Raw genomic sequence first — 13,025 nt, 5'->3', positions numbered from 1 at the left:
CGATGGACAGCGACGGGACGCAGGACGCGCGGGGTACGCATGCCAATCCTGTGCCGCGTCCGGCGGGGCCGCCGGACGTGCCGGGGCCGTCGGACAGGGCGGTGCCGCCGGACGTGCCCACGGTGCCGGGCGCGCCGCCCCGGCCCGCGCGGGCACCTGGAGTGCCGCCGTTGCCGGACGGGTCCGCCTTTCTGGCCTGGGTGCGGGCTTCGCGGCCCGAGGCGGCGCTCGGGGTGTGGCGGTTCGGGCACCGGCCGCGGCCGGAGGAGGAGCCCGAGCAGATTCCGGCCCGGCAGCTGCTCAGCGGGGCGGTCATCGCCTTCCTGGTGGGGTGGCTGATCTGGTCGCTGCTCTGGAACGGGTATCTGGGCGGCTGGTGGGTGCTGCCGCTGGAACTGTTCACGCCCGATTCCTGGCGGCACAGCGGCGACCAGGTCGGGAACGCGTTCCTTTGGTACGGCTACTACACGCTGATCGCCCTCGTCATCATGATCGGGGTCGGGCGGTTGGGCCGTTGGGGGGAAGTGTGGCGGCGTTATGGGCTGCCGGCCTGGCAGCGCGCCGCGCCCGTGAGCGAGCGTCCGCCCGCCCCCGAGGACGACCCCGCGCAGTGGAACGAGCTCCGCGCCGCCGGTGCGGGTGACGCCGCCGAACGGCTCGCCGTCGAGGCGCGCGCCGGGCTGATGCGCGATGTCGACCACGCCCGGATCGCGCGGGCCTGGCAGGGCGTACGGAGCGGGCGGCACAGTCTCGCCACCTTCACCGGAGCCGTGCTGAAGGACGGGGCCGCCGCCTGTGTGCATCCCTCGGGGGACCGGGACCTGCCCGGTCGGCTCGCCCGGCACGACCTCGTGACCGGGCAGGTGCGGCTCGGGACGACCGCCGACGATCCGCGCAATCCGTACGCCTATCGCGGCACCGGGCTCGCCCTCGGCCCCGATCTGCTGGGCACCTCGCTGCTCGCTGTAGGGCCTCCCGGCTCCGGCAAGACCGGTGGCGTCGTCTGGCCGCTCGCCGAGTCGCTGTGCCTGCACGCGCTCGCCGGGCGGGCCGCCGTCGTCGTGGTGGGTGCCGCGGGCGCCGGGCTCGGACCCGTCGACGCGTACGACGTCGTCGTACGGATCGGGAATCCCGAATCCGTGTACGACCTCGACCTGTACGGCGGCACCACCGACCCCGACGAAGCCGCGGCCGTGCTCGCCGAGGCGCTCGTCGGTGACCTCGCCGATCCGCACCCCGGAGGCGACAGCCGCCGGTCGACCACCGTGCTCGCCCAGCTGCTGGGCCCCTTCAAGGCCGTCCACGGCCGCTTCCCGTCCGTACCCGAGCTGCGGCAGCTCCTCGACGGCACACCCGGACCGCTCGGCGCGCTGCGCAAGGCCCTGGAGGACACCGGGCAGGAGTCGCTGCTACGGGAACTCGACGCACGGGAGCGGCAGTTGGGGCACCCCGGGGATGTCGGCAGCGTGCTGGCCGACCGGGTCGCCCTGCTCGACCGGCCCGCGTTCACCGGATTCTTCGACACCTCCGGGCAGTCGCGGCCCTTCTCGCTGCGTGCCCTCGACCATCCGGTGCGGGTACGGATCGACCTGCCCGCGCGCGGGCACGCCGACGCCTCACGGATCCTCGCCCGGCTGGTGCTCGCGCAGTTCACGGCGAGTGTCGCCGTGCGGGAGGACCGGTCGCTGTTCGCCTGTCTGGTCCTCGACGACGCGACCGGGGTCGTCACACCCGAGGCCGTACGGGGGATTCAGCGGCTGCGCTCCGGGAACGCGGGGGCCGTGCTGACGCTCCGTACGCTCGACGACGCGCCCCGGCCGCTGCGCAGCCCGCTGCTCGGCTCCATCGGGTGCCGTATGGCGCTGTCCGGGCTCACCCCCTGGGACGGGCAGGACTTCGCCGAGGTCTGGGGCAAGGAGTGGACCGAGGCGCGGGACGTCACCGACCGGCAGATCATCGCGGAGACCCCGGCGGGCAAGGCGCTGCATGTGCTGCGACGGGTGATCACCGGCCGGGCTCCGACCGCCCGTGCCGTCACCGTGCGGCAGGTCGAGCGGGAGCGGTGGTCGGCGTCCGAGCTGGCGCACGGGGTGCCGCCGGGGCACGCGGTGCTGTCGCTGACCAATGTGAAGGGGGAGCACGCGCCGCCGTTGCTGGTGGATCTGCGGGGCTGAGCGGGACGTGACGTACGGGCCGGATGTACGGGCCGGATGTACGGGGCTGAGCAGGACGTATGGGCATGAGGTCACCCGGTGACCGTACGGTGAGGCAGAATTGACACAGGTCGTTCATACGTCGCGGCCAAAAGATCACAAAGATCACACAGACATGAAGGCCTCATGCCCCCCACGCTCGCCTCGCTCGTCCACCACTCCGCGCTCAAGCTGACCGTGCGTGCGGGCGAGGACCGTCTGGACGTGCCCGTCCGCTGGGCGCACGTCAGCGAGCTCGCCGACCCCGTGCCATACATGGAGGGCGGGGAGCTGCTGCTGATCACCGCGCTCAAGCTGGACGCGGAGGATCCCGAGGTCATGCGCCGCTATGTGAAGCGGCTGCTGGGAGCGGGGGTGGTCGGGCTCGGCTTCGCTGTCGGGGTCAACTACGACGAGATCCCGAAGGCGCTCCTCGACGCGGCGGAGGAGGAAGGGCTGCCGCTGCTGGAAGTGCCGCGGCGCACCCCCTTCCTCGCCATCAGCAAGGCCGTCTCGGCCGCCATCGCCGCGGATCAGTACCGGGCCGTCACCGCGGGGTTCGCCGCGCAGCGCGAGCTCACCAAGCAGGCGCTGAACGACGGGCCCGAGGGGCTGCTCGCCTCGCTCGCCGGGCAGGTCGACGGGTGGGCGGCGCTGTACGACGCGTCCGGCGCCGTCGTCGCCACCGCGCCCGAGTGGGCGGGGCGGCGGGCCGCACGGCTCACGCCGGACGTGGAACGGCTGCGGGAGCGGCCCGCGCCGGCCAGCTCCGTCGTGGGCGGCGAAGACCGGGAAGACCGGGTGGAACTGCACTCCCTCGGCACCGGGCGCCGGCCGCGCGCCGCGCTCGCCGTGGGGACGGCGGCCGCGCTGGGGACCGCCGAGCGGTACGCCGTGCACTCGGCGATCGCCCTGCTGACGCTCACCACGGAGCGGTCGCGGTCGTTGCAGGCGGCCGAGCAGCGGATCGGCGCGGCTGTGCTGCGCATGCTGCTCGCCGGGGAGCCCGATCATGCCCGGACCGTCGCCGGGGAGCTGTACGGGGAGCTGCTGGACGCTCCGTTCCGGCTGATCCTCGCCGAGTCGGCGTCCGCGTCGGCCGCGCGGGCGCATGCCGACGGGCACGCGCGCGTGGCCGCGAAGGCACCCTCCGGTCCCGCCGTCGCCGTGCCCGACGTCAACGGTGACCCGCTCGGCGGGCTCGCCGAGGTCGTCGAGTCCGCCGCCGCGCGCGCCGGTGAGTCCGTGCTGGTCGTGCCCGACGGGGAGCGGCTTGTCGTGCTCGCGGTGGACGGGGGTGCGGCGGTTTCCGCGTGCGGGGAGTACGCGGTGGCTCTGGAGGCCGCGCGGGCGGCCGTGCGGGAGCAGCCCGCCGGGGACGAGGACGAGCTGGTGGTGGGGCTGTCGGCGCCGGCCGGGCCGATCGCCGCGGCGGCCGCCTACAAGCAGGCCGAGCAGGCGTTGTCCGTGGCTCGGCGGCGGGGGCGGTTCCTTGTCGAGCATGAGGAGCTGGCCGCGGGGTCCGTGTTGCCGTTGCTGGCGGATGACGCTGTGCGGGCGTTTGCGGACGGGTTGCTGCGGGCGTTGCATGAGCATGATGCGACGGGGCGGGGGGATCTGGTGGCCTCGTTGCGGGCGTGGCTGTCCCGGCACGGGCAGTGGGATGCAGCCGCCGCCGATCTTGGTGTGCATCGGCACACGCTTCGCTATCGGATGCGGAGGGTCGAGGAGATCCTTGGGCGGTCGCTGGATGACCCGGACGTACGGATGGAACTCTGGCTGGCGCTGAAGGCTACGTCCGCGGCGGGGGAGTAGGGGGCAGGGGCTCTGTCCCTTGGACCCCGGGTGCGGGTGGGTGGGGGCTGGTCTAAAAGATTGCGCAGTTCCCCGCGCCCCTTTTAGGGGCGCGGGGAACTGCGCAATCTTTTAGACGGGGGACTGGGGCTACCGTGCCAAAGCGGCGTACCCCCCGTACCGACTGCTACGACTCGGACAAACGCCCCGCGGGCGCCCCGGGCCTACCGTTGAACAGGAAAACCACGAACAACGACACCCCCAACGCGGAAGGGCCGGACTCGCACATGACCTCCACCCACGCTTTCTGGCTCGCCGGCCGCCAGGCCACCGGTGAGACCACGTTCGACGTCACCTCGCCGTGGGACGGTCGCCTCGTCGGCCAGGTCAGCGTGCCGACCGACGCGCAGGTCGAGGAGGCCGTGGCCGCCGCGTACGCCGTACGGGACGAGTTCGCCGCCACCCCGGCCCACGTCCGCGCCGCCGCCCTCGACCACGTGAGCAAGCGCCTGGCCGAGCGCACCGAGGAGATCGCGCAGCTCATCTCCGCCGAGAACGGCAAGCCGATCAAGTGGGCCCGCGGCGAGGTCGGCCGTGCGGTGTCCGTGTTCCGGTTCGCCGCGGAGGAAGCCCGCCGGTTCAACGGCGGCGAGGCGCAGCGCCTCGACACCGACCTCGGCGGCCAGGGGCGGCTCGCCCTCACCCGGCGGTTCCCGAAGGGTGTCGTCCTCGGCATCGCGCCGTTCAACTTCCCGCTGAACCTCTGCGCCCACAAGATCGCCCCGGCCATCGCCGCCGGTGCGCCGATCATCCTGAAGCCCGCGCCCGCGACCCCGCTGTCCGGCCTCATCATCGGCGACCTGCTCGCCGAGACCGAGCTGCCCGCCGGGTCGTGGAGCATCCTGCCCGTCGCCAACGAGCGGATGCCCGCCCTCGTGCAGGACGAGCGGCTGCCCGTCATCTCCTTCACCGGGTCCGAGAAGGTCGGTTACGCGATCATGGACTCGGTGCCGCGCAAGCACTGCACCCTGGAGCTGGGCGGCAACGGCGCGGCCGTCGTGCTGGCCGACTTCGCGAGTGACGAGGACCTGGACTGGGCCGCGACGCGCATCGCGACCTTCTCCAACTACCAGGGCGGCCAGTCCTGCATCTCCGTGCAGCGCGTGATCGCCGACGCCTCCGTCTACGAGCGCCTGCTGCCCCGTATCGTCGCCGCCGTCGAGGCCCAGGTCACCGGTGACCCGTCCGACGCCACGACGGACGTCGGCCCGCTGGTCAGCGAGGACGCCGCCAAGCGCGTCGAGTCGTGGGTCGACGAGGCCGTCCAGGCCGGTGCCGCGCTGCTCGCCGGTGGCAAGCGGGACGGCGCCTCCTACGCGCCGACCGTCCTCGCCGACGTACCGGCCGATGTCACCGTCTCCTGCGAGGAGGTCTTCGGGCCCGTCCTCACCGTGCAGAAGGTGGACGGCGAGGCCGAGGCCTTCGCGGCCGTCAACTCCTCCAAGTACGGCCTCCAGGCGGGCGTGTTCACTCACGACCTCCAGGTCGCCTTCCGCGCCCACCGCGCGCTCGAGGTCGGCGGCGTTGTGGTCGGCGACGTGCCCTCCTACCGCGCGGACCAGATGCCGTACGGCGGTGTGAAGCAGTCCGGCGTCGGCCGCGAGGGCGTGAAGTTCGCGATGGACGACTACACCTACGAGCGGGTGCTGGTGCTCACGGGCCTCGCCCTCTGACCCAGCTCCAACTCCCTCGGACCGACGGCCGGAGCCCACTGTGCGGGGGTTCCGGCCGTCGGCGTATGCGAGTCTTCGAGTCTGTCCGAAAAGGCACTATAGCTTGTGACAATCGTTTTCAGCTAAGGTCTCCCCAAAGGGGCCCGGCACCGATGCCTTCCGGTGCCGGGCCCCTGTGCCGGCCTCTCCGGACCCTCAGCCGGAGAAGCCGACGTGCGCGAGCCGCAATGGGCCGCGCAGCCTGAGGTGTACGTCGTGCACGGCGGCCACGGAGGTGATCTCCGCGTCGAGCGTGGTGTAGTCGTACGGTCCCTTCGTCCCGTTCAGCGTCAGCTCCGTGATCAACGGGCCGCCGTCCAGGGAAAGTTCCACGACTCCCTCGCCGGCCGCCTCGATGCTGATCCCCGTGACGCCGTCGCCGAACTCGCAGTCCCGGAAGACGAGTTCACCCGTCTCGCCGTTCACCGGTGTCACCGCGTCGCCCGACACCTTCGTACGGTCGACGATGACGATGTTCCGCTGCTCGTCGAAGTCGGCCGCGTTCAGGCCGCGTTCGCGGACGGGGCGGGGCGCGCCGGGCTCGCCGTCGAGTTCGACCGTCGTACGGAGTCGGATGTCCTCGCTGGACGCGCCGGCCAGGACCTCGTACGCGCCCGGCTCCAGGCGTGGGCGGTCGAGTGCCACGTCCCAGAACTCGAAGGCGGAGAGCGGGAGCTCGAAGGTGAGTTCCGTCGAGGCGCCGGGGGCGAGGTGGACCCGGCGGTACGCCGCCAGTTCGCGGCGGGGGCGGGGCACGGACGGGTCGACGGCGCGGGTGTACAGCTGGGCCACCTCGTCGGCGGCCGTCCCGCCGGTGTTCGTGACGGTGAAGGAGACCGCCAACGCGCCCGCGTGCTGCTGGATGTGAAGATGTGCGTATGCGAACGACGTGTACGACAAGCCGTGTCCGAACGGGAACAGCGGCGTGCCCTCGAAGTACAGATACGTCTGGCGGGCCCCGATGACGTCGTAGTCGAGGAGGTCGGGCAGGTCGTCGTCGGTGGCGTACCAGGTCTGCGGGAGGCGGCCCGCGGGGGAGGCGTCGCCGGCGAGGGCGCGGGCCAGGGCGGTGCCCGCCGCCTGGCCGCCGTGTGCGGTCCAGAGCACGGCCGGGAGGTCACCGGGATCCACCGCGTACGGGTACGCGGAGACCAGGACCAGTGCCGTGTTCGGGTTCGCGGCGCGGGCGGCGCGCAGCAGGCGCTCCTGGTGTGCGGGGAGCCGGAGCGTGGTGCGGTCCTCCGTCTCGCGGCCGTTGATGTGCGGGTCGTTGCCCGCGACGACGAGGACGACATCGGCGGAGGCGGCCGCGCGGGCGACCGCGTCCTCCCCGCGCTCGGCGAACTCCAGCTCGAAGATTTCCGCGTTCTCGGCGGCAACCTTTACGCCGTCCGCGGCGACAGAAACGTACCTGCCCGTCCCTGCGTGCTTCAGGAGGTGACCGTTCTCGTGGGATTCGGAGGGTTCCAGGCGGAATGTCTCCTGGACGACCCAGCCGCCGGGCTGATCGGCGGAGGCGCGGACATAGCCGTCATCGGCGACCGAGAGATAGCGGCCGTCGGGCGCGCGCAGCGTCAGTACCCCCTCGCCCCAGTCGATCAGCGCCAATTCGGTGCCGGCCGCGTCGGCGGTCAGCGGGGGCAGGTCCGTGCGGCCCGCGAGGAGCGCCGGGTCCAGCGCGCCCTCGGCGCCGCGCACCTCGTCGGCCGCCTCGCCGACGGCGGGCACCGACAGATAGGTGCCGTACGAGGTCCTCAGGCGTACCCGGTCCACACCCTCCGCGAAGTCCACGCGCTCGGCGCCGAAGCGCTCGTACAGGCCCTCCAGGGGGGTCGAGCGGTGGATGAGCGTGCCGCTGTACCAGTCGAGCTTGCACTCGTCGGCGAGGAGTCCGACGACGGCGATACGGGCGCCCTCGGAGAGCGGCAGCAGGCCGTCGTTCTTGAGGAGCACGATCGCCTGTTCCGCCGCCTCCTGGGCGAGGGCGCGGTGGGCCGGGGTGTCGAAGTCCTTGGCGGCCGTGATGTCCGCGTAGGGGTCCAGCCGCGGGTCGAACTCGCCCAGCTGGAAGCGGATCGCCAGCTGGCGGCGGACCGCCTCGTCGATGTCGGCCTCGCTCAGCAGTCCCTGGACCAGGGCGCCCTGGACGCGTTCGACGATCTTCGAGCTGTCCGTGCCGTGGTCGGTGAAGCTGTCGACGCCGGCGAGGATCGCGGCCGCGGTGGCCTCCTCGTGGGTGTCGAAGTAGTGCTCGGAGTCGACCAGGTTGGAGGGCGCGCCCGCGTCCGAGCAGACAAGGAGGTCCTGGTCGGTCCAGGCGCGCAGGTGCTCGCGCAGGTACGGCGAGACGTGGTTGGGGCGGCCGTTGACCAGGTTGTACGCGGGCATCACACCGGCCACCGCGCCCGCCTCGACCGTCTCGCGGAAGGCGCGCAGGTCGTACTCGTGCAGCACGCGCGGGCGGACCGAGGAGGACGAAGTGTCCCTGTCGGTCTCGTTGTTGTGCGCGAGCCAGTGCTTGAGGACCGGCGCGGTGCGCCAGTACGCCGGGTGGTCGCCGCGCAGACCGCGCGTGTACGCGGTGGCGATGGCGGAGGTGAGCTTCGGGTCCTCCGAGTAGCCCTCCTCGTTGCGGCCCCAGAGCGGGTGGCGCAGCAGATTGACCGTGGGGGACCAGACGTTGAGGCCCACGCGGTCGTCGCGGGCGCGCATCGCGCGGGTCTCGGCCGAGACGGCTTCGCCGACACGGCGTACGAGGTCGTCGTTCCAGGTCGCGCCCAGGCCCACGGCCTGCGGGAAGACCGTTGCCGGGCCCATCCAGGCCACGCCGTGCAGCGCCTCCTGGCCGGTGCGGAAGGCGGCGACGCCGAGCCGCTCGACGGCGGGCGCGAACTGGTGCAGGAACGCGATGCGCTCGTCGAGCGTGAGCCGCGCCAGCAGGTCGTCGATGCGCTTCGCGAACGGCAGCCGCGCATCACGGAAAGGCGGCGTAGGCGGCGTTTGTGCGGTCACGTGGTGATCCCTTTGCGGTGGAGCGACGGGGCGCTTTCGAAGCGCTTCGATGCTCATTCGACCGAGGGGTGGGTGTCAAGACACCCCGGCGCAACAACTCCGTTTCCTCACCGTGATTTCAAGTGCCAGGCGGAGCCGCTCTGTTACGCGATACCTCCGAGGAATCTTGGAATCGACTCTTGTGCACCCCCGAGCGTTCACTTAACCTCGCAGCAACATCGAAGCGCTTCGACAGACGGACGGTCCTCCTCGGAGGGCGTAATCCTCCGACGACCGCTTCAGCTCAGCCAGTTCCACTCAAGACACCGCAGCCGACGGCTCCCCCGCCGGGTGTCCTGCTGTGCGCCATGAAGGGTTGACGCAATGACGCCGAACTCCGCCACCTCCGCTCCCAGCCGGAGAAGCTTCCTCGCCTCCACGGCGGTCGCCGCGGCCGCCGTGGCCGGCGGAATGCCGCTGCTCGCCGCCTGTGGCGGTGGGAACGACGGCAACAAGGAGGGCACCACCTCCGGGAAGGCTGCCCAGAAGATCCTTCCGACGTTCGTGGCGTCGAGCGTCGTGACGCCCGACCTTCCGTCGAAGAACGGGTCGGCGGCGGGGTTCACCCAGGCGATCGACCTGAACGCGCTGAAGACGTCCGTGCCGAAGAAGCTGGGCGGCGGCGGCGACCTCAAGATCATGTCGCCGTTCTGGGGCAGCCCGCCGGCCAACGACAACGCGTACTACACCGCCATGAACGAGGCCATCGGCATCAAGACGACCTGGCAGAACCAGGACGGCAACACCTATGACGAGAAGCTGGGCGCGATCCTCGCCTCCAGCGACATCCCGGACGTGGTGGTCGTCCCGGGCTGGAACCTGAACGGCAAGATACCCAGCGCCATCAACGCCAAGTTCGCGGACCTCGGCCCCTACCTGTCCGGCGACAAGGTCAAGGACTACCCGAACCTCGCGGCCGTACCGACCGACGCCTGGCAGCGCTCCATCTTCGGCGGCCAGCTGCGCGCGATCCCGATGCCGGCCTCGTACGTCCCGAACATCGCGCCCTTCTACCGCAAGGACATCTTCGCCAAGAAGGGCTACACCCTCCCCAAGACGCCCGACGAGTTCATCGCCTGGGCGAAGGAGGCCACCGACGCCAAGGCGAAGGTGTGGGCCTGCGACGACCTCAAGTGGACGGCCTTCAACATCTACGGAGTCCTCAACGGCAGCGACAAGGCGCTGTGGTGGGACCTCCGGGACGGCAAGCTGGTCAACCGCATCGAGACCGACGAGTACCTCGAAGCCCTGGAGTGGATGCGCAAGCTCTACGACGCCGACGTCGTCCACCCCGACGCCAAGGCCGTCAAGGGCGACGCGTCCAACCGCTTCACCGCCGGCCAGTCGCTCGTCTTCAACGGCGACCTGTCCTACTGGTACGGCTCGACGGCCGAACAGCGCACCCAGAAGGCCGACTTCGAGATGGCCGCCTTCGACATCTTCGGCCCCGACGGCGGCGACCCCACGCTCTGGGCGACCCAGCCCGCCGGCATCTTCACCTTCGTCAGCAAGAAGGCGTCGAAGCAGCAGATCAAGGACTTCCTGGCACTCGCCAACTACTGCGCCTCGCCGTACGGCACCAAGGAATACATGCTCACGGTCTACGGCGTCGAGGGCACCGACTACACGCTGAAGAACGGCATGCCCACCAAGACCACCAAGGGCACCAACGAGGTCAACGGCGCCTTCGACTACACCGGCGACCCGGCCGCCTACCTCGCGCACCCCGACCTGCCCGAGATCGCCAAGCTCCAGGTCGAGTGGCAGCAGCGCATGGGTGCCTTCACCAAGAAGTCCTCCTTCTACGGGCTCACCATCACCGAGCCCAACCGCTGGACCAACCTCGCCAACGACTTCGAGCAGCTGGAGGACGACATCGTCCGCGGCCGCAAGAAGATCAGCGACATGCAGCAGGCGGTGTCCGACTGGAAGAAGAAGGGCGGCGACGACCTGCGGGCCTGGTACAAGAAGCTGCTCGACGACAACGGCTCCACGGCGAAGTGACCCAGGGCTGAGGCAAGGAGAAGGCCGTGTCCCACAGCACGGTGCCTCGGAGCAGGGCCGAGGCGAAGACGAGCAAGAAGAGGTCGGGCGATTCGCCCGACGGGGCCGCCGCGAAGGCCGCCGGCAAGCGGGCCGGGAAGCGGGCCGGAAAGCTGAGCTTCCGGCTCCGGTTCAGACGCGACCGCACGCTGATCCTGATGACGCTGCCTGCTGTCGCGCTAGTCCTCGTCTTCACCTACATACCGGTCCTAGGCAATGTTGTCGCCTTCCAGGACTACGACCCGTACCTGAGCGACAACGGTTTCGTCGCCATGTTCGAGAGTCCCTGGGTCGGCTTCGAGAACTTCCAGCGCATCTTCGAGGACTCGGCCTTCTGGCACGCGGTGCAGAACACCTTCGTGCTGTTCTTCCTCCAGCTGGTGCTCTACTTCCCGATCCCGATCCTGCTCGCGCTGCTCATCAACAGCGTCGTCAGGCCCCGGGTCCGGGCGGTCGCCCAGGCGATCATGTACCTCCCGCACTTCTTCTCGTGGGTCCTCGTCGTCACGGTCTTCCAGCAGATCTTCGGCGGCGCGGGCATCATCGCGCAGACCCTGCGCCAACACGGGCACAAGGGCATCGACCTGATGACCGATCCAGGGATCTTCAAGTTCCTGGTGACGGCCGAGGGCGTCTGGAAGGACGCGGGCTGGGGCATCATCGTCTTCCTCGCGGCCCTGTCCTCCGTATCGAATGATCTGTACGAGGCCGCCGCCATGGACGGTGCCGGGCGCTGGCGGCGGATGTGGCACATCACGCTGCCCGCCCTGCGCCCGGTGATCGCCCTGCTGCTCGTCCTGCGTGTCGGCGACGCGCTGACGGTCGGCTTCGAGCAACTGCTGCTCCAACGCGACTCGGTGGGCCCCGGCGCCTCCGACGTCCTGGACACCTACGTCTGGTGGAACGGCATCCGTAACCAGGACTTCGGCTACGCCGCTGCCGCCGGACTCATCAAGGGCATCGTCGGCCTGGGGCTCGTGCTGACCGCCAACAAGGTCGCCCACCTCATGGGTGAGCAGGGGGTGTACAAGAAATGACCGCCGTCATCGACAAAGCCGCGAACAAGCCCGCCAACAGGCCCGACGACAGGCCGGGCCGCTGGGCGGCACCGCCCCGCCCGCCCTGGGAGGAGGAGCCGTCGAAGCCGGGCCTCGCGGGCAAGGGCCTCGCCCTCACCCTCGCCGCCTTCGCGATCCTCTTCCCCCTGTGGATCGTCATCGTCACCAGCCTCCAGTCGAGGAAGACCATCGACGCGGCCGGCGGCCTGGTGGTGATCCCCAAGGGCATCACCTTCGTCGCCTACAAGGAACTGCTCAGCGGCGGCCAGGTCCAGCGCGCCGCCATGGTCAGCCTGGGGGTCACCCTGGTCGGCACGCTGTTCAGCATGGCGGTCTCCGTGCTGTGCGCGTACGGCCTCTCGCGGGTCGGGTCGACCGGCCACCGCTGGTTCCTGATGCTGCTGCTCGCCACGATGTTCTTCGGCGCCGGTCTCATCCCGACCTATCTGCTGGTGCAGGCCCTGGGGCTGACCGACACCTACCTCGCGCTGATCCTTCCCAGCGCGGTGAGCGTCTTCAACATCCTCGTGCTGCGGTCGTTCTTCATGGGCATCTCGCCCGAACTCATCGACAGCGCCCGCATCGACGGCGCCGGCGACTGGCGCATCCTGTGGAAGATCGTGATGCCGCTCTCCCGCGCCGTGCTCGCGGTGATCTCCCTCTTCTACGCGGTCGGCTACTGGAGCGCCTGGTTCAACGCCTCCATCTACCTCACCGACCAGGACATGATGCCGCTGCAGAACGTCATGATCCAGCTGGTGCAGAAGCAGGAACGGCCGGTCGGTCTCGCCACGCAGATCAACACCGGGCAGCTGTCTCCGCTCGCCATCCAGATGGCCGTCATGGTGATGGCGCTGCTGCCGGTCGCGATCCTGTCGCCGTTCGTCCAGCGGCACTTCAAGAAGGGCATGCTCACCGGAGCCGTGAAGGGCTGACTGACGTCAGCCGTCTATCTCCGGCCCGCTGCGGCCCCCTCTGTTCCACCGCGGCCGACTTGCTCCTGATCAGCGGTCGGTCGCGGTGGGCTCAACGGTTCGCTCCGCGGGGGTGTGCCTCAAAACGCCGGTCGTCTGTGAGCTGCGGGTCCGTTGTGGCTGGTCGCGCAGTTCCCCGCG

At 70.5% G+C, this 13,025-nt stretch carries 7 protein-coding genes; 6 read left to right on the top strand and 1 reads right to left on the bottom strand.

The genetic code is table 11. The features are described 5' to 3' along the window. Positions 1 to 2 precede the first annotated feature (2 nt). The 3 genes from OIC96_RS13210 to OIC96_RS13200 all read left to right on the top strand — a co-directional run bounded on the left by OIC96_RS13210 (position 3) and on the right by OIC96_RS13200 (position 5,719). Positions 3 to 2,174 carry an ATP-binding protein gene (locus tag OIC96_RS13210; protein ID WP_330307641.1) on the top strand — a complete coding sequence of 724 codons (2,172 nt, stop codon included), beginning with the start codon at positions 3 to 5 and terminating at the stop codon, positions 2,172 to 2,174. Positions 2,175 to 2,339: 165 nt separating this feature from the next. Beyond that, entirely contained in the window at positions 2,340 to 4,007 is a 1,668-nt protein-coding gene (locus OIC96_RS13205) for a PucR family transcriptional regulator (RefSeq protein WP_330307642.1), read from the top strand. 266 nt (positions 4,008 to 4,273) lie between these two features. After that, on the top strand, positions 4,274 to 5,719 hold the full coding sequence (locus tag OIC96_RS13200) for an aldehyde dehydrogenase family protein (RefSeq protein ID WP_327432102.1): 1,446 nt from the start codon (positions 4,274 to 4,276) through the stop codon (positions 5,717 to 5,719). A 195-nt stretch (positions 5,720 to 5,914) separates the two neighbouring features. On the opposite strand, the gene OIC96_RS13195 is transcribed toward OIC96_RS13200, so the two are convergent. Continuing rightward, positions 5,915 to 8,770, bottom strand: coding sequence for a glycoside hydrolase family 3 C-terminal domain-containing protein (locus OIC96_RS13195; protein ID WP_330307643.1), 2,856 nt, complete (start codon positions 8,768 to 8,770; stop codon positions 5,915 to 5,917). A 363-nt stretch (positions 8,771 to 9,133) separates the two neighbouring features. On the opposite strand from OIC96_RS13195, the gene OIC96_RS13190 reads away from it, so the two are divergent. From OIC96_RS13190 to OIC96_RS13180, 3 genes are read left to right on the top strand one after another with little or no spacing between them, the layout of a single operon-like run. Continuing rightward, positions 9,134 to 10,813, top strand: a complete 1,680-nt coding sequence (locus tag OIC96_RS13190) for a Tat pathway signal sequence domain protein (RefSeq protein WP_330307644.1) — start codon at positions 9,134 to 9,136, stop codon at positions 10,811 to 10,813. Between the two features lie 26 nt (positions 10,814 to 10,839). Beyond that, complete coding sequence (locus tag OIC96_RS13185) at positions 10,840 to 11,889, top strand: ABC transporter permease (RefSeq protein ID WP_330307645.1); 1,050 nt, start codon at positions 10,840 to 10,842, stop codon at positions 11,887 to 11,889. Then, positions 11,886 to 12,845, top strand: coding sequence for a carbohydrate ABC transporter permease (locus tag OIC96_RS13180; protein WP_330307646.1), 960 nt, complete (start codon positions 11,886 to 11,888; stop codon positions 12,843 to 12,845). Before OIC96_RS13185 ends, OIC96_RS13180 begins: the two co-directional genes overlap by 4 nt. Positions 12,846 to 13,025 lie beyond the last annotated feature (180 nt).

Origin of the sequence: Streptomyces sp. NBC_00775 (genome assembly GCF_036347135.1) — a bacterium.
Classification (GTDB): Bacteria; Actinomycetota; Actinomycetes; order Streptomycetales; family Streptomycetaceae; genus Streptomyces; species Streptomyces lutosisoli.
The sequence above is the reverse complement of the archived record's forward strand: the minus strand, read 5'-3'. Positions and strand labels throughout refer to the sequence as shown.

Coding starts and splice junctions, on each gene's coding strand:
- OIC96_RS13210 (WP_330307641.1), top strand. CDS start 3: ATGGACAGCGACGGGACGCAGGACGCGCGGGGTACGCATGCCAATCCT.
- OIC96_RS13205 (WP_330307642.1), top strand. CDS start 2,340: ATGCCCCCCACGCTCGCCTCGCTCGTCCACCACTCCGCGCTCAAGCTG.
- OIC96_RS13200 (WP_327432102.1), top strand. CDS start 4,274: ATGACCTCCACCCACGCTTTCTGGCTCGCCGGCCGCCAGGCCACCGGT.
- OIC96_RS13190 (WP_330307644.1), top strand. CDS start 9,134: ATGACGCCGAACTCCGCCACCTCCGCTCCCAGCCGGAGAAGCTTCCTC.
- OIC96_RS13180 (WP_330307646.1), top strand. CDS start 11,886: ATGACCGCCGTCATCGACAAAGCCGCGAACAAGCCCGCCAACAGGCCC.